The sequence below is a fragment of the Streptomyces sp. NPDC059832 genome (genome assembly GCF_042731715.1).
In the GTDB taxonomy this organism is placed as follows: domain Bacteria; phylum Actinomycetota; class Actinomycetes; order Streptomycetales; family Streptomycetaceae; genus Streptomyces.
In genome coordinates this window covers 552,448-568,930 of the sequence record NZ_JBHWIY010000002.1, presented here as the reverse complement: position 1 = coordinate 568,930, position 16,483 = coordinate 552,448, and the positions used below count along the sequence as shown (strand labels likewise).

General features: G+C 70.5%; 11 protein-coding genes. 2 read left to right on the top strand and 9 right to left on the bottom strand.

Annotation, left to right across the window (positions count from 1 at the left end; genetic code table 11):
* Positions 1-131: 131 nt before the first annotated feature.
* Together ACFV8T_RS04900 and lepA are read right to left on the bottom strand one after the other, a co-directional pair.
* Entirely contained in the window at positions 132-2,021 is a 1,890-nt protein-coding gene (locus ACFV8T_RS04900) for an AMP-dependent synthetase/ligase (RefSeq protein WP_385324582.1), read from the bottom strand.
* A gap of 339 nt (positions 2,022-2,360) precedes the next feature.
* The gene (gene lepA, locus ACFV8T_RS04895; protein ID WP_385324579.1) at positions 2,361-4,235 is read right to left on the bottom strand and encodes a translation elongation factor 4; all 1,875 of its coding nucleotides are present in this window, start codon (positions 4,233-4,235) and stop codon (positions 2,361-2,363) included.
* 215 nt (positions 4,236-4,450) lie between these two features.
* Between lepA and rpsT the strand changes: the two genes are divergently transcribed.
* On the top strand, positions 4,451-4,717 hold the full coding sequence (gene rpsT / locus ACFV8T_RS04890; protein WP_124717766.1) for a 30S ribosomal protein S20: 267 nt from the start codon (positions 4,451-4,453) through the stop codon (positions 4,715-4,717).
* Positions 4,718-5,059: 342 nt separating this feature from the next.
* Here rpsT and holA read toward each other — a convergent pair whose 3' ends face one another.
* Positions 5,060-6,046, bottom strand: coding sequence for a DNA polymerase III subunit delta (holA, locus tag ACFV8T_RS04885; protein ID WP_385324575.1), 987 nt, complete (start codon positions 6,044-6,046; stop codon positions 5,060-5,062).
* 144 nt (positions 6,047-6,190) lie between these two features.
* Here holA and ACFV8T_RS04880 point away from each other — a divergent pair, with 144 nt between their 5' ends.
* Positions 6,191-6,436, top strand: coding sequence for a hypothetical protein (locus ACFV8T_RS04880; protein WP_385324572.1), 246 nt, complete (start codon positions 6,191-6,193; stop codon positions 6,434-6,436).
* 128 nt (positions 6,437-6,564) lie between these two features.
* On the opposite strand, the gene ACFV8T_RS04875 is transcribed toward ACFV8T_RS04880, so the two are convergent.
* The 6 genes from ACFV8T_RS04875 to leuS form a co-directional block, all read right to left on the bottom strand.
* Positions 6,565-7,449 carry a YceI family protein gene (locus tag ACFV8T_RS04875; RefSeq protein WP_385324569.1) on the bottom strand — a complete coding sequence of 295 codons (885 nt, stop codon included), beginning with the start codon at positions 7,447-7,449 and terminating at the stop codon, positions 6,565-6,567.
* A 316-nt stretch (positions 7,450-7,765) separates the two neighbouring features.
* On the bottom strand, positions 7,766-10,384 hold the full coding sequence (locus tag ACFV8T_RS04870) for a ComEC/Rec2 family competence protein (protein WP_385324566.1): 2,619 nt from the start codon (positions 10,382-10,384) through the stop codon (positions 7,766-7,768).
* Entirely contained in the window at positions 10,381-10,836 is a 456-nt protein-coding gene (locus tag ACFV8T_RS04865; RefSeq protein WP_385324563.1) for a helix-hairpin-helix domain-containing protein, read from the bottom strand. Before ACFV8T_RS04865 ends, ACFV8T_RS04870 begins: the two co-directional genes overlap by 4 nt.
* Positions 10,837-11,699: 863 nt before the next feature.
* The gene (locus ACFV8T_RS04860) at positions 11,700-12,545 is read right to left on the bottom strand and encodes a DegV family protein (RefSeq protein ID WP_385324560.1); all 846 of its coding nucleotides are present in this window, start codon (positions 12,543-12,545) and stop codon (positions 11,700-11,702) included.
* 108 nt (positions 12,546-12,653) lie between these two features.
* Positions 12,654-13,379 (bottom strand): hypothetical protein, encoded by a 726-nt coding sequence (locus ACFV8T_RS04855; RefSeq protein ID WP_385324558.1) that lies wholly within the window; start codon positions 13,377-13,379, stop codon positions 12,654-12,656.
* A 162-nt stretch (positions 13,380-13,541) separates the two neighbouring features.
* Positions 13,542-16,415, bottom strand: a complete 2,874-nt coding sequence (leuS, locus tag ACFV8T_RS04850; RefSeq protein ID WP_385324555.1) for a leucine--tRNA ligase — start codon at positions 16,413-16,415, stop codon at positions 13,542-13,544.
* Between the last annotated feature and the right edge of the window lie 68 nt (positions 16,416-16,483).

Below are 16,483 nucleotides of genomic sequence, written 5' to 3'. Positions count from 1 at the left end.
GGCGCTGACGACACCGACAGAGTGACAGATGGACCATGCCCATAAGCAGCGAGTTGCCGAAGTGAGCGGAGAAAATGAGCGGGGAGGAACAGGAACAGCCACACCGTGCGGCCGGTCCGCGAGGACCTTGCTCAGGCCTCGCGGGTCCCCGCGTACATGTCGTCGATGAGGCCCTTGTACTCGCGCTCGACAACCGGCCGCTTCAGCTTCAGACTGGGCGTCAGCTCGCCGTGCTCGATGTCGAGGTCGCGGGGCAGCAGCCGGAACTTCTTGATGGTCTGCCAGCGCTGCAGGCCCTCGTTGAGCCGCTTCACATAGCCCTCGATGAGCGCGACGACCCGCGGGGAGGCCACCACCTCGGCGTACGGCTTCCCGCCCAGGCCGTTCTCGGCGGCCCAGCCGAGGATGGTCGGCTCGTCGAGGGCGATCAGGGCGGTGCAGAAGTTGCGGTCCGCGCCGTGCACCAGGATGTTGGAGACGAACGGGCAGACCGCCTTGAACTGTCCCTCGACCTCCGCCGGGGCGATGTACTTGCCGCCGGACGTCTTGATCAGGTCCTTCTTGCGGTCGGTGATCCGGAGATAGCCGTCCACGGACAGCTCGCCGATGTCGCCGGTGTGGAACCAGCCGTCCGACTCCAGCACTTCGGCGGTCTTCTCCGGCTGCCCGTGGTAGCCCTCCATCAGACCGGGGCCGCGCAGCAGGATCTCGCCGTCGTCCGCGATCCGTACCTCGGTGCCGGGGAGCGGCTTGCCGACGGTGCCGGTGCGGTAGGCCTCGCCCGGGTTGACGAAGGAGGCGGCGCTGGTCTCGGTGAGGCCGTAGCCCTCCAGGATGTGGATGCCGGCGCCCGCGAAGAAGAGGCCGATGTCGGGGGCGAGCGCGGCGGAGCCGGAGACGCAGGCGCGCAGCCGGCCGCCGAAGGCCTCGCGGATCTTGGCGAAGACGAGGGTGTCGGCGACCTTGTGCTTGGCGCCGAGCACGAACGGTACGGAGGCCGTGCCGGTGTGCCGGAAGTTGTCCTGCGAGACCGTCGCGTACTCCCGGGCGACCCCGGCCGCCCACTGGAAGATCTTGTACTTGGCCCCGCCGCCGGCCCGCGCCTTGGCGGCGACGCCGTTGTAGACCTTCTCGAAGATACGGGGCACGGCGGCCATGTACGTCGGCTGGACCACCGGCAGATTCTCGATGATCTTGTCGACCCGGCCGTCGACGGCGGTGACGTGGCCGACCTCGATCTGGCCGGAGGTGAGGACCTTGCCGAAGACGTGCGCGAGCGGCAGCCAGAGGTACTGGACGTCGTCCTTGGTGATGAGGCCGGTCGCCACGGTGGCCTTGGCCATGTACGACCAGTTGTCGTGCGGCAGGCGCACGCCCTTGGGGCGGCCGGTGGTGCCCGAGGTGTAGATGAGGGTGGCCAGCTGGTCGGCCGTGATGGCGGCGACCCGCTCCTTGATCGCCTCGGGGTGCTCCGCCAGGTACGCGGTGCCGCGGGCCTCCAGATCGGCGAGGGTGAGCACCCAGCCCTCCGGGTCGCCCTCGGCGGGTCCGGCGTCCTCGGGGTCGATGACCACGACATGGGCGAGGTCCGGCAGCTCGGCGCGGCGCTCGCGGGCCTTGGCCAGCTGGGCGGCGTTCTCGGCGATCAGCACCCGGCTCTCGGAGTCGGAGAGGATGAACGCCGACTCCTCGGCGTTGGTCGACGGGTAGATCGTGGTCGTGGCGGCGCCCGCGCACATCACACCGAGGTCGACGAGGATCCATTCCACTCGCGTACCGGCGGCGAGCGCGATCCGTTCCTCCGGCCGCACGCCCAGACCGATGAGCCCTGCCGCGACGGCGTAGACCCGCTCGGCGGCCTGCGCCCAGCTCAGCGACTTCCACTCATCGGGTCCCGCACCGGTGGCCGAGGGGACGGGGTAGCGGTAGGCCTCCCCGTCCGGGGTGGCCGCCACGCGGTCGATGAAGAGGTTCGCCACGGAGGGCGGTCGGTTCTCGATCAAGGTCAGTGTGTCGCTCACGACGTCCTCCGGGCCTGCGGGTGCTTCACGACCGGCTGCTGATTGCTGCTTGTTCCTACGGGTGTCTGCGTGCTTGATCCTGCGGCGCTTGTTCTGCGGGGCCTGTTCCGCTGTTCTGCGGGGCCTGTTCCGCACGAGGCTTGTTTAACTGGCGAGTAACTACGAAGCCGTGATCAGGGTAGAGCGCCCGCGTCCACCGCGTAAGAGGCAACAGGCCGCCGCTTCATAACAAACGGGCCCCTGTGTCGCGGGGTGCTGCGACGCAGGGGCCCGTTCGGGCTACCACCGGGTAGGGGCGGACGGAGCCGGACCTCGGGTCGCTGCTCCGGCCGGGGCGGGCTACTTCTTGCCCTTGCTGTCCCCGCCCGACTCGTCCGTGGACAGCACGGCGATGAAGGCCTCCTGCGGCACCTCCACGTTGCCGACCATCTTCATCCGCTTCTTGCCTTCCTTCTGCTTCTCCAGCAGCTTCCGCTTACGGGAGATGTCACCGCCGTAGCACTTGGCGAGGACGTCCTTGCGGATGGCGCGGACGGTCTCGCGGGCGATGACCCTGGAGCCGATGGCGGCCTGGATCGGCACCTCGAAGTTCTGCCGCGGGATCAGCTCGCGCAGCTTGGCGACGAGCCGGACACCGTACGCGTACGCCTTGTCCTTGTGCGTGACCGCGGAGAACGCGTCGACCTTGTCGCCGTGCAGCAGGATGTCGACCTTGACGAGGTGGGCGGACTGCTCGCCGGTGGGCTCGTAGTCGAGCGAGGCGTAACCCCGCGTCTTGGACTTCAGCTGGTCGAAGAAGTCGAAGACGATCTCCGCGAGCGGCAGGGTGTAGCGGATCTCGACCCGGTCCTCGGAGAGGTAGTCCATGCCGAGCAGGGTGCCGCGCCGGTTCTGGCAGAGCTCCATGATCGCGCCGATGAACTCGCTGGGGGCCAGGACCGTGGCGCGCACGACGGGCTCGTGCACCTTGTCGATCTTGCCCTCGGGGAACTCGCTCGGGTTGGTGACGGTGTGCTCGGTGCCGTCCTCCATCTCGACGCGGTAGACCACGTTGGGGGCGGTGGCGATGAGTTCGAGGCCGAACTCGCGCTCCAGCCGCTCCCGGATCACGTCGAGGTGGAGCAGTCCGAGGAAGCCGACACGGAAGCCGAAGCCGAGCGCCGCGGAGGTCTCCGGCTCGTACACCAGGGCGGCGTCGTTGAGCTGGAGCTTGTCCAGCGCCTCACGCAGGTCCGGGTAGTCCGATCCGTCCAGCGGGTACAGACCCGAGAACACCATCGGCTTGGGGTCCTTGTAACCGCCCAGCGCCTCGGTCGCGCCCTTGTTCAGGGAGGTGATGGTGTCACCGACCTTGGACTGCCGGACGTCCTTCACACCGGTGATGATGTAGCCGACCTCGCCCACGCCGAGGCCGTCGGCCGGGGTCATCTCCGGGGAGGAGACCCCGATCTCCAGCAGCTCGTGGGTGGCGCCGGTGGACATCATCCTGATGCGCTCGCGCTTGTTGAGCTGGCCGTCGACGACACGGACGTACGTGACGACGCCGCGGTACGAGTCGTAGACCGAGTCGAAGATCATCGCGCGGGCCGGGGCGTCCGCCCGGCCGACCGGGGCCGGGACGTCCCTGACCACCCGGTCGAGCAGCGCGTCCACGCCCACGCCGGTCTTCGCGGAGACCTTGAGCACGTCCTCCGGCTGGCAGCCGATGAGGTTGGCCAGCTCCTCGGAGAACTTCTCGGGCTGCGCGGCCGGCAGGTCGATCTTGTTGAGCACCGGGACGATGGTGAGGTCGTTCTCCATCGCCAGGTAGAGGTTGGCGAGCGTCTGGGCCTCGATGCCCTGCGCGGCGTCGACCAGCAGGACCGTGCCCTCGCAGGCGGCGAGCGAGCGGGAGACCTCGTAGGTGAAGTCCACGTGGCCCGGGGTGTCGATCATGTTGAGGACATGGGTGCGACCCTGGCCCTCGCCCGTGGTGGGCGCCCAGGGCAGACGCACGGCCTGGGACTTGATGGTGATGCCGCGCTCGCGCTCGATATCCATACGGTCGAGGTACTGAGCGCGCATCTGCCGCTGGTCGACCACGCCGGTCAGCTGGAGCATCCGGTCGGCAAGGGTCGACTTGCCGTGGTCGATGTGCGCGATGATGCAGAAGTTGCGGATCAGCGCCGGGTCGGTACGGCTCGGCTCGGGCACGTTGGTAGGAGTCGCGGGCACGCAGGGTCCTGATTCTTGAGACGCCGAACGCCGTGTCTCGGGTCGATGTCGGTTCGGTCGGATCGATACGTAGCCTCCATCGTCCCATGGTTGCGGGGCGGAGACCGGTTTGGGCCGGTCGGAGTGGGGCTGGTACAGTTGACAGCTGTGCCTCGCGACTCTCTCAGGCCGTGGGGCGCACATCGAAGATCCAACGAACCTGAAAAGGCTCTTTCGTGGCGAACATCAAGTCCCAGATCAAGCGGAACAAGACGAACGAGAAGGCGCGCCTGCGCAACAAGGCCGTCAAGTCCTCGCTCAAGACCGCTATCCGCAAGGCCCGTGAGGCTGCCGCCGCCGGTGACGTCGAGAAGGCCACCACGGCCGCTCGCGACGCCTCCCGCGCGCTCGACAAGGCCGTCTCGAAGGGTGTCATCCACAAGAACGCCGCCGCCAACAAGAAGTCGGCGCTGGCCTCCAAGGTTGCCTCCCTCCAGGGCTGAGCATTCTGATGTGATCGCCGGGACGGACCCAGCGGGCCCTCTCTCCCGCTCCTGACCGGCACCCCGCGCCGCACACCGAACCTGCGTTCGCCACGCGGGTGCGGCGCACCAAGCTTGAACCGAAGGCCCCGGCCTCCGCTCTCCCCAGAGCGAGAACCGGGGCCTTCGGCGTACGCGCTCCTGCCGGCGCATTCGGGTGTACGTGCATGCCAGGGCTTCGGCCCTCCGGCCCTTCGGCGTACATGCGCCTGCCAGGGCGTCCGGGGAACATGCTCCTGCCAGGGGCTTCGCCCCTTCGGCGTACATGCGCCTGCCGGACGGACGGCCCGCCCCGCGCCGGGGCTACCGGCCCGACCGCGCCGCCCGCGCCACCGCGACCACGGCCTTCTCCAAGGCGTACTCCGGGTCGTCGCCACCGCCCTTGACGCCTGCGTCCGCGTCCGCGACCGCCCGCAGGGCCAGGGCCACCCCGTCGGGCGTCCAGCCACGCATCTGCTGCCGCACCCGGTCGATCTTCCACGGCGGCATGCCCAGCTCACGGGCGAGGTCGGCGGGCCGCCCCCCGCGGGCCGAGGACAGCTTGCCGATCGCCCGTACGCCCTGCGCCAGCGCACTCGTGATCAGCACCGGCGCCACGCCGGTCGACAGCGACCAGCGCAACGCCTCCAGCGCCTCCGCCGCCCGCCCCTCCACCGCGCGGTCGGCGACCGTGAAGCTCGACGCCTCGGCACGGCCCGTGTAGTAACGGGCGACGATCGCCTCGTCGATGGTGCCCTCGACATCCGCGACGAGCTGCGAGACCGCGCTCGCCAGCTCCCGCAGATCGCTGCCGATGGAATCGACCAGCGCCTGGCACGCCTCGGGCGTGGCCGAACGCCCCAGCGCCCGGAACTCCGACCGTACGAACGACAGCCGCTCGGCCGGCTTGGTCGTCTTCGGGCACGCGACCTCCCGCGCCCCTGCCTTGCGCGCCGCGTCCAGCAGGCCCTTGCCCTTGGCGCCGCCCGCGTGCAGCAGCACGAGGGTGATCTCCTCGACCGGATCGCCGAGATACGCCTTGACGTCCTTGACCGTGTCGGCGGAGAGGTCCTGCGCGTTGCGCACGATCACCACCTTGCGCTCGGCGAAGAGCGAAGGGCTCGTCAGCTCGGCGAGGGTGCCGGGCTGGAGCTGGTCGGAGGTGAGGTCGCGGACATCCGTGTCGGGGTCGGAGGCACGGGCCGCCGCCACCACCTGCTGCACGGCGCGGTCGAGGAGCAAATCCTCCTGGCCCACGGCGAGCGTGAGGGGTGCGAGCGGATCGTCGGTGGAATTCCTTCTGGTGGCCATCGCCCTCCAGCATCCCACGCACCACTGACAGCCCGGACTCCGCGGACTCCCGCACTCGCCGCACTCGCCGGACTCCCTCGCTCACCGGGCGGTCCGGCTCCCGTCGTCGGCGGGGCGGTCCACGCCGTACGGGAGAATGGGCCGGTGAGCGATGTGAGACATGTGCTGGTGCTGCCCGACCGCGATGCCGCGGAGGAGGTGGCCGGTGAGCTGACCGACCGGTTCGGGGTCGCCGAGGAGCCCCAGCTCGTACGCGACGCACTGGCCGGCGAGGACGACGCCGAGGACGCCCAGTGGCTGGTGGTCGTGGAGGACCCGTCGGCACGACTGGACGCCTCGGCACTCGACGCCTTCGCCGCGGAGTACGAGGGCTGGCTCGAAGCGCCTTAGAACCTGTCCTGCGGCTCGGAGCTGTCCGGCGGGTCAGACTTGCCCGGTGGGTCAGAGCCCCTCCGGCGGATCGGCGGCGGGCACGAGGGCGCCCGGCTTCTGACGTCCCTGGGTGTCCGGCGGCGGGCTCAGCTCTTGGGGACGATCTGGATGTCCATGTCGATGGAGATGCTGGAGCCGACGGCCGCGATGCCACGGGCCAGCATGGTCTGCCAGGTCAGGGTGAAGTCCTCACGGTGCAGTTCCGTGGTGGCCCGGCAGGCGGCGCGGGTCTCGCCCTCCAGGCCGTTGCCCAGGCCGAGGTACTGGGTGTCCAGCGTGACCGTGCGGCTGACGCCGTGCAGCGTGAGCGCACCGGTCACGCCCCAGCGGGTGCCGCCCCGGTGGACGAAGCGGTCGCTGTAGAACTCCATCGTCGGGTAGCGCCCGACGTCGAGGAAGTCGCTGGAACGCAGGTGGTCGTCCCGCATCTGGACGTTCGTGTCGATCGACGCGGCGTCGATGATCACGTGCATGGCCGAGTCCTCCATGCGGTCGGCGATCCGCACCGCACCCGCGAAGGTGTTGAACCGGCCGTGAATGCGCGCGAGGCCGATGTGCCGGGCCGTGAAGCCGATCTGCGAGTGCGTCGGCTCGACCTCCCACTCACCCGGAGCGGGCAGCTGCGGAGGCGCGGACAGCTGAAGGGTCACGTCGCCGAGGCTCGCGTGACCGCCCTCGACCACCGTGGCCGAGCCATGGAACGGGGTGAAGCCCTCGGCAGTGACGGCCAACCGGTACTCACCGGCCGGGACGGTGGCCAGCACATTGCCGAACGGGTCCGTCTCACCGCCGAAGACCTTGCGGCCCGCGCCGTCCGTGACCGCGAACTCGGCCAGCGGCACGACCTCGTTGACGGGGTCGAGCACGCGGCAACTGAGCAGTCCGGCGGTGCGCGGCACCTCAAGTCCGGCAAGGGCGTTGCCCTGCGCGGCCCCCGCCGCTCGCCTGCTATTCAGCCAACGACCGAACATCTTCCACCTTCCCCCGGGGACGATTCACCTTGGGGCCCGGCGGCTGGACGTCTCTGTCGGAGCAGCGGCCCACCGACGAGCATGCATTCGATCACCATTGTGGCGTTCGAGGCAAACAGAGCAGCTCGCAGGGGCTTGGGTGGAGGTGTTACCGAAGGTCCGAATTGATCACTCCGCCGGTCAGAACCAAGGCCCTTCATTTCGCGCACACCCACCTTGCTCCGCATACGCCGTCTTGCTCCGTACCCGCCCCCTTGTTCCGTTTCCATACGCGCTGTTCCGTTTCCGTACGCGCCGCGTTTCTCGGGGGTCGCGGTCATGACCGGCCCACCGCTCGCAACCCAGGCCCGGCACCCGTCACGGCAATCGCGCCGTCGGTGTCCGTACGCAGCACCACGGCGCCGCTCGCTCTGAGCGCGTCGACAGTACGGGCGGCCGGGTGACCGTACGGGTTGTCCTTGCCCACGCTCACCAGGGCGAGCCGCGGGTGCGCACTGCGCAGCAGAGCCGGGTCCTGATAGGCCGAGCCGTGATGGGCGACCTTGAGCACATCCACCCGCGGCAGCACGGGATACCTGCGCAACAGCCCCTGCTGTGCCGGTGGTTCGAGGTCCCCAAGGAGCAACAGGGTCAACCCGCCGGCCCGGACGTACAGGGTGACGCTGGCATCGTTCGGCTCCAGCGGTACGGGCCCGGCGCCCCGGTCCGCCGATATTCCACCGGCCCCCTTGGCGTTCGCCGGCCAGAGAACCCGCCAGTCGAGCGCCCCGATCCGGCGGCGTTCCCCGGGGGCGGCCCGCACCAGGGGCACGTGCGCCCCGGCCGCCGTCCTCCGTACGAACTCGGCCTGGTCCGGGGGTTCGTCCAGGCTCGTCGTCTCGATCGCGCCCACCGCCCGGCCCCGCAGCACACCGGGCAGGCCCCGCACGTGGTCGGCGTGGAAGTGTGTGAGTACCAGGAACGGCACCTCCGTGATGCCGAGGTCGTGAAGGCACCGGTCGACGAGGGAAGGATCGGGTCCGGCGTCGACGACCACCCCCGCGCCGTCCCCCGCGGCCAGCACCAGGGCGTCCCCCTGTCCCACGTCGCATATCGCGAACGCCCAGTCCGGCGGCGGCCATCCGGTGAGCACGCGGGTGAGCGGCACCGGGCGCAACACCGCCAGGATCAACAGCAGTGCGGCGGCCGAACAGACCCAGGGATGGCGCACGATTCGACGGGCGAAGAGCACCACCAGAGCGGTCAGCGCGGTGAGCAGCACCGCCCCCTTCCCGCCGTCGGGCCAGTCGATCTCCGCTCCCGGCAGGGCAGCCCCGGTGTGGGCCACCGTGGCGATCCAGCCGGCCGGCCACCCCGCGATCCGGGCGAGCAGCTCCGCCACCGGCATGGCGACCGGTGCCAGGGCGAGCGCGGCGAACCCGAGGATCGTGGCCGGTGCGACCGCGATCTCGGCCAGCAGATTGCACGGGACCGCCACCAGACTGACCCGGGAGGCGAGTAGCACGACGACCGGCGCGCACACCGCCTGCGCGGCGGCCGCCGCGGCCAGCGCCTCGGCGAGCCGGGGTGGAACTCTGCGCCGTTGCAACGCGTCGCTCCATTTCGGCGCGATGGTCAACAGAGCGCCGGTGGCCAGCACGGAAAGGACGAAACCGTAACTGCGCGCCATCCACGGGTCGTAGAGCACCAGCAGCAGAACGGCGGCTGCCAGCGCGGGAATCAGCGATCTGCGCCGCCCCGTGCCGATGGCGAGCAGGGTGATCAGCCCGCAGGCCGCTGCCCGCAGAACGCTCGGCTCGGGTCGGCACACGATGACGAAGGACAGTGTGAGCCCGCCACCGAGCAGCGCCGTGAGCCGCAGCGGGATCCCCAACCGGGGTGCCAGCCCGCGGCGTTCGGCGCGAAGCGCCGTGCCGGGCGGTCCGATGAGAAGGACGAGCAGGATCGCCAGGTTGGCACCGGAGACCGCCATCAGATGGGTGAGATCGGCGGCCTTGAACGCCTCGTGCAGTTCGGGAGTGATCCGTGAGGTGTCGCCGACCACCAGGCCCGGCAGAAGGGCCCGCGCATCGGGTTCGAGCCGCTCGGTCGCCTGCCGCAGACCGCCTCGCAGCGCGCCTGCCGTGCGCTGGAGGAAGGAAGGAGGCCCGAGGATGTGAGGCGGGCCCTTGCCCTCGGGTCGGAGTACGGCGGCACTGCGCTCCCCGTCGTGCAGTGGTGGCGCCAATCGGCCGCCGACACGCAGGTGCGTGGAGGGCAGCAGCTGCTGCCACTGCCCCATCGATCCGCCGGGCGAGACGATCAGCAGAACTGGCGTACTCAACCTGGTGACCGCACCGCCGGGGCCGGTCAGCCGGGTGATCTCGGCGTCCACGAGGAGGGACGCGGGCGTGCTGTGGTCGCCGCGCACCCGGGGCAGGTTCCGCCGGGCGTCGGACGTCACCGTCACCTCCGCCTCGATCCTCGCGAACCGCTGGGCCAGCACGTGGACCGGCCCCTGCCGTACGTCCGCGCTGTGCAACCCGGCCGATGCGGCCCCGGCCGCCGCGCAGAGCAACGCCGCAGCGGTGGCGGTCGCCGTGGCCCGCGGCCGCCGCCGACCACGTACCGCGGCTCCGCTCTCCCCCTCGCTCTCTCCCTCCGCCGCCGCTCCCCCGGTGCCGGCGGACGGCCTGTGTGGCGTGGTGTCGGCGGGTCCCCCGCGCAGCGCATGGGTTGCCGAGGCTCCCGACGTGGCGAGGAGCACCATGGCCGCCCCCACGCAGAGCACCACGCTCGTGGTGGTCCACCGCCCCGGCGCGCTCAGTGCCAGCGCCGCTCCGGCCCAGGCCGCCATGGCCGGCGGGACCAGGCGAAGATCGACCGGGCCCTCCTGCCGCGGCTCGGAGGCGCCGAGCCGACGGCCCGACGCCGCATGGACGTCCAGGTGACTCATGGCCCCACCAGCGGCTGGAGGTCGGCAAACCGTCGGTCACCGATTCCGTTGACCTCACGCAGTTCATCGACGGACCGGAAGCCGCCGTGCTGTGCACGGTAGTCGACGATGTGCTGGGCGAGAACCGGTCCGACCCCGGGCAGCGTGTCCAGCTGCTCGACGGTCGCGGTGTTGAGGCTCACCGGGCCGGCCGAAGAGCTCCCGCCGCCGCCCACCGCCGCTCCTCCCGTCCCGCCGAAGGCTGAGGGGCCGGATGGGGCGCCCACCACGATCTGCTCCCCGTCCATGAGCACCCGCGCCCGGTTGAGCCCGGTGAGGTCCGCTCCGGCCCGGACTCCACCCGCCGCACGTAACGCATCGGCGACCCTTGCCCCGGACGGCAGTTGAAGGACACCGGGCCTTCGCACCTTTCCGCTCACGTCGACGACGATGTGTCCGCCCGGCCCTGTCATGGGCGGCGATCCCGCTGACGGCTCCGGCACTTCGGCGTCGTCCGACGCCGGGGGCGGTGTCAGAGGCGATGTCGGTGCGTTCGCTGCTTCGTTGACCGGATCGGGCGCGCGCACGGAGTGAGGGCGCGCGGACCAGAAGTGCACTGCGGCAAAGACTCCGGCCGCGACCAGAACAACCGCCAACGCGGCAAGGGTCTTTGGCTCCAGCCCGCATCTGAGCTGCAGCCACACCGGAATCCGCTCCCGCAACGCGAGAACCAGCCGCTCCCACCGCCGCTCTGACACACCGCCGGAAACCGGAACCTGGACCGTGGCCGAGGCCCGCGCAGAAGCGGGAGCGGCAGTTGCGGTATCGGCCGCAGCCGGGCTCGGGGGCGGGCTCGGGGGCGGGGGCGGGGTCGCAGCCGGGCCCGGAGTCGGGGCCGGGCCCGAAGCCGGAGCGAGCCCCAGCACGGGCCGCGCGCCCCGTCCGTCGTACGCACCTGCCGCACCTGCCGCACCTGTCATGAGGGCGTCGGCCCGACGGCGCGAAGCCGTGGCCAAGGCATTCGCACGCCCGCGCGACGACCGTCGCCGACCGGGCCCGAGGCCCGGCCCCGAGCCCGGTCCGACGCCGAGGTCTGGTCCACTGCCGGGGCCGCTACGAACACGACCGTCCGAGGCCGGGGCACGGCCGGGGCCACTGCCGCTTCCGCTGGTTGCACGATGTGATAGGGGAGCCATGCCTCAAGACGGTAGGCACATCTGCCCGAATCCGCTGAACAGGCCCAATTCCGGTGGACAACCAACCAGTTGTGGATAACTCGGCCACCCGGAGGAGTGACGCGCAAACGGCAGGAGGCAAGCAGGCCGACCGGCCGAGATCAGCGCGGCGAGACCACTGCGCCGAGCAGACCGGGCCCGGTGTGCGCACCGATCACCGCGCCCACCTCGCTCACATGCAGATCGACCAGACCCGGCACCCGTTCACGCAGCCGCTCGGCAAGCCGCTCGGCCCGCTCGGGTGCCGCCAGGTGGTGAACGGCGATGTCCACGCATCCGCTGCCCGCCCGTTCCGCGACGATCTCCTCCAGGCGCGCGATGGCCTTCGAGGCCGTGCGTACCTTCTCCAGCAGTTCGATACGGCCGCCTTCGAGCTGGAGCAGCGGCTTCACGGCGAGTGCCGATCCCAGCAGCGCCTGCGCGGCACCGATGCGGCCGCCGCGGCGCAGATAGTCCAGCGTGTCGACGTAGAAGTACGCGGAGGTGCCCGCAGCCCGCTTCTCCGCGGCGGCGACCGCCTCGTCCAGGCTTCCGCCCGCCTCCGCCGTCTCCGCCGCCGCCAGGGCGCAGAATCCGAGGGCCATGGCAACCATCCCGGTATCCACCACCCGAACCGGAACCGGCGCGTCCTTCGCCGCGAGCAGAGCGGCGTCGTACGTACCCGAGATCTCGGCCGAGAGGTGCAGCGAGACGACACCGGTGGCACCGGCCTCGGCCGCCGCACGGTACGCGGCGGCGAACACCTCCGGACTCGGCCGGGACGTGGTCACGGGACGACGCTTCTGGAGCGCCACCGCAAGGGAACGGGCCGAGATCTCGGTGCCGTCCTCCAGAGCCTGATCACCGAGGACGACGGTCAGCGGCACCGCGGTGATGCCGTGCCGCTCCATCGTCTCGGGCGGCAGGTAGGCCGTGGAATCGGTGACGATCGCGACATGGCGGGACATGAGCGGGAGGTTACCTGGCGAGTCCGTGTCTCGGCAGTCCGACCCCGACCGAATGACCTCTTCCGATGTCTTCGAACCGCGTCCGGTCACCGGCGGTCGTCGGACGTCTCAGTTCGTCGTTTCGGGCCGGGCCGCCTTCTGCCACGGGTATCCGGTCTGCAGTCGCGGGTCCGGGGCCGTGATCGCCTCGGCCACGCCGTCGGCCGGCCCGTTCCCCTGCTCCCGCCCCTGCCCCTGCTCGCTCGCAGCGTCCTGCGGCCGGCTCGGTCCCCGGACCGGCTCGTCCGGCTCCACCGTCCAGTGCCGAAGCGCCCCCGCCTCCACGTCGATCTGCGCGTTCAGCGCGTCCAGATCGTCGTCGATGAACTGCCGCGCCCTGTCACGGGCGGCCCACCGCAGCGAATCCGCGGAGTGCGTGATCCGCTCCGTACGCTGCTTCAGGCTGGGCAGCAGCGAGGCGACGGTCGCCCGGTCGGGCTCGCGCTCCAGCTTCTTCAGCTCTTCGTCCAGCTCCCGCCCGTGCACACTCAGCCGCTGGAAGAGGCCCAGCGACTCCGAGAGCGAGGCGTCCTCGGCGGCTCCCGCCCGCAACGCGTCCTGGGTGGCCCGCATGGATGTGCGCAGTGCCAGCCGCAACTGTGCCAGCTCTCCGCCCACACCCGCCTGGCCGTAGCTCTTCGCGCGCAGCGCGGTTTCCTCGACGGTGCGGCGCGCATGCGTGATCGTACGGTCCACACCGCGCTTCGCCGCGCCGACGGCTTTGACGCCCACGTACACGCCCAGGGCCACGAACGCGAAAAAGAGCAACCCCAGAATCAGGATCACGGCTTCCATGAGCGCCCCTCGGATGTCGTTTCGGCTGCCGGTGCCGGCTCCTCCACCGTAAACGGAAAAGGCAGGCCGAGGGTTCCTTCGGAACCCTCAACCTGCCCGTAGGGGAATGCCCCCACACCGCCGCGCGGGCGCGGTCGACGCCTCACCCAGGGCGCCGCGCCGTCACGCCGGGACGATATTGACCAGCTTCGGCGCCCGCACGATGACCTTGCGGATGCCCGCTCCGTCCAGCGCCGCCACCACGGCCGGGTCGGCCAGGGCCAGTGCCTCCAGCTCCTCGTCCGTGATCGAGGGGGAGATCTCCAGACGCGCCTTGACCTTGCCCTTGACCTGCACGACGCAGGTCACGGTCTCGTCCACGACGTACGCCGGGTCGGCGACCGGGAAGTCCTGGTGCACGACCGACCCGGTGTGGCCCAGCCGGCGCCACAGCTCCTCGGCGATGTGCGGTGCCAGCGGCGCCACCAGCAGCACCAGCGACTCGGCGACGGACCGGGACAGCGGGCCGCCCGACTTGGTCAGGTGGTTGTTCAGCTCGGTGACCTTGGCGATCGCCGTGTTGAAGCGCATCCCGGCCATGTCCTGGCCGACTCCGTCGATCGCCTTGTGCAGCGCACGCAGCGTGTCCTCGCCCGGCTCCGTGTCGACGACGGTGACCTCGCCGGTCTCCTCGTCGACGACATTGCGCCACAGCCGCTGCAGCAGCCGGTACTGGCCGACGACGGCGCGCGTGTCCCAGGGCCGCGACACGTCCAGCGGGCCCATCGCCATCTCGTACAGGCGCAGCGTGTCCGCCCCGTACTCGGCGCAGATCTCGTCCGGCGTGACAGCGTTCTTCAGGGACTTGCCCATCTTGCCCAGGACGCGGCTGACCTTCTCGCCCTGGTGGTAGAACTTTCCGTCCCGCTCCTCGACCTCGGCCGCCGGGACCGCGATGCCGCGGCTGTCCCGGTAGACGAATGCCTGGATCATGCCCTGGTTGTACAGCTTGTGGAACGGCTCGGCGGACGAGATGTGCCCCAGGTCGTGCAGCACCTTGGACCAGAAGCGGGCGTACAGCAGGTGCAGCACGGCGTGCTCGGCGCCGCCGACGTACAGGTCGACACCGCCGGTCGGCTGTCCCTCGCGCGGGCCCATCCAGTACTGCTCGATCGCCGGGTCGACCAGCTTCTGGTCGTTGTTCGGGTCCAGATAGCGCAGCTCGTACCAGCAGGAGCCGGCCCAGTTGGGCATGGTGTTGGTCTCGCGGCGGTACTTCTTCGGACCGTTGCCGTCGCCCAGGTCCAGGGTGACGTTGACCCAGTCGGCGTTCCGGGACAGCGGGGTCTCGGGCTGGGTGTCGGCATCGTCGGGGTCGAAGGTGCGCGGCGAGTAGTCGTCGACCTCCGGCAGCTCCAGAGGCAGCATCGACTCGGGCAGCGGGTGGGCGATGCCGTCCTCGTCGTAGACGATCGGGAAGGGCTCGCCCCAGTAGCGCTGGCGGCTGAACAGCCAGTCGCGCAGCCGGAAGTTGACGGTGCCCGCACCGACGCCGTGCGCCGTCAGCCACTCGGTGATCCTCGCCTTGGCGTCGACGACGCCCAGGCCGTCCAGCGAGATCTCGTCATTGGCGGAGTTGACCAGCTTCGCTTCGTACGAGCCGAAGGCGTCGTCCCACGTCGAGGTGTCCGTGCCGCGGTCGTCCGACGGCTCGACGACACAGCGCATCGGCAGCTCGAAGGCGCGCGCGAAGGCGAAGTCGCGCGCATCGTGCGCCGGTACGGCCATGATCGCGCCGGTGCCGTAACCCATCAGGACGTAGTCGGCGATGAAGACGGGGACCTTCTCGCCGCTGACCGGGTTGGTCGCGTACGCACCGGTGAAGACGCCGGTCTTGTCCTTGGCCTCGGCCTGCCGCTCCACGTCGGACTTGGCTGCGGCCAGCTTGCGGTAGGCGGTGACGGCCTCGGCCGGGGTCGCGTGTCCGCCGGTCCACACCGCATGGGTGCCCTCGGGCCAGGCGGCCGGAATGATCTGCTCGACCAGCTCGTGCTCGGGCGCCAGCACCATGTAGGTGGCGCCGAACAGGGTGTCCTGGCGGGTGGTGAAGACGGTGATGCTGCCTGCGCCGTCGACCGGGAAGTCGACGCGGGCGCCCTCGGAGCGCCCGATCCAGTTGCGCTGCTGCAGCTTGATGGCCTCGGGCCAGTCCAGCCCGTCCAGGTCGTTCAGCAGCCGGTCGGCGTAGGCGGTGATGCGCATGTTCCACTGGCGCAGCTTGGCCTTGAAGACGGGGAAGTTGCCGCGCTCGGAGCGGCCGTCGGCGGTCACCTCTTCATTGGCCAGCACGGTGCCCAGGCCGGGCGACCAGTTGACGGGCGCGTCGGAGGCGTACGCCAGGCGGTACTCGCCCAGGATGTCCGCGCGCTCGGCGGCGCTCAGCGCGCTCCAGTCACGGCCGTCCGGGGTGGGGCGTGCGCCGCTCTCGAACTGCGCGACCAGCTCGGTGATCGGGCGGGCCCGGTCGGCCTCGGTGTCGTACCAGGAGTTGAAGATCTGCAGGAAGATCCACTGGGTCCACTTGTAGTACTCCGACTCGATCGTGGCGAACGAGCGGCGCTTGTCGTGGCCCAGGCCCAGCCGGCGCAGCTGAGCGGTCATGTTCTCGATGTTGGCCTCGGTGGAGACCCGCGGGTGCGTGCCGGTCTGCACCGCGTACTGCTCGGCGGGCAGGCCGAAGGCGTCGAAGCCCAGGGTGTGCAGCACGTTGTGCCCGGTCATCCGCTGGTGGCGGGCGAAGACATCGGTGGCGATGTAGCCCAGCGGGTGACCGACGTGCAGGCCCGCACCCGAGGGGTACGGGAACATGTCCATGATGAACTTCTTCGGCCTGGCGGCCAGCTCCGGATCGCCCGCCAGGTCACCGGCCGGATTCGGCGCCTCGTACGTGCCCTCGGCGTCCCAGAAGTCCTGCCAGCGTGCCTCGATGTCGGCGGCCATCGCCGCCGTGTAGCGGTGCGGCGCAGCCGTCTCGGCGGCGGAATTCGTCTCGCTCATGATCCTCAAAGCTCCATCGATCGTCATCTGCCGGCGCCCATGTCTACGGACACGCGTCTACGGAAACG

Bases quoted from the DNA above. Each gene is read 5' to 3' on its own strand.
- ACFV8T_RS04875 (WP_385324569.1), bottom strand. From the start codon at position 7,449: ATGTTCGGTCGTTGGCTGAATAGCAGGCGAGCGGCGGGGGCCGCGCAG.
- ACFV8T_RS04855 (WP_385324558.1), bottom strand. From the start codon at position 13,379: ATGGAAGCCGTGATCCTGATTCTGGGGTTGCTCTTTTTCGCGTTCGTG.
- holA (WP_385324575.1), bottom strand. From the start codon at position 6,046: ATGGCCACCAGAAGGAATTCCACCGACGATCCGCTCGCACCCCTCACG.
- leuS (WP_385324555.1), bottom strand. From the start codon at position 16,415: ATGAGCGAGACGAATTCCGCCGCCGAGACGGCTGCGCCGCACCGCTAC.
- ACFV8T_RS04865 (WP_385324563.1), bottom strand. From the start codon at position 10,836: ATGACAGGGCCGGGCGGACACATCGTCGTCGACGTGAGCGGAAAGGTG.
- ACFV8T_RS04860 (WP_385324560.1), bottom strand. From the start codon at position 12,545: ATGTCCCGCCATGTCGCGATCGTCACCGATTCCACGGCCTACCTGCCG.
- ACFV8T_RS04870 (WP_385324566.1), bottom strand. From the start codon at position 10,384: ATGAGTCACCTGGACGTCCATGCGGCGTCGGGCCGTCGGCTCGGCGCC.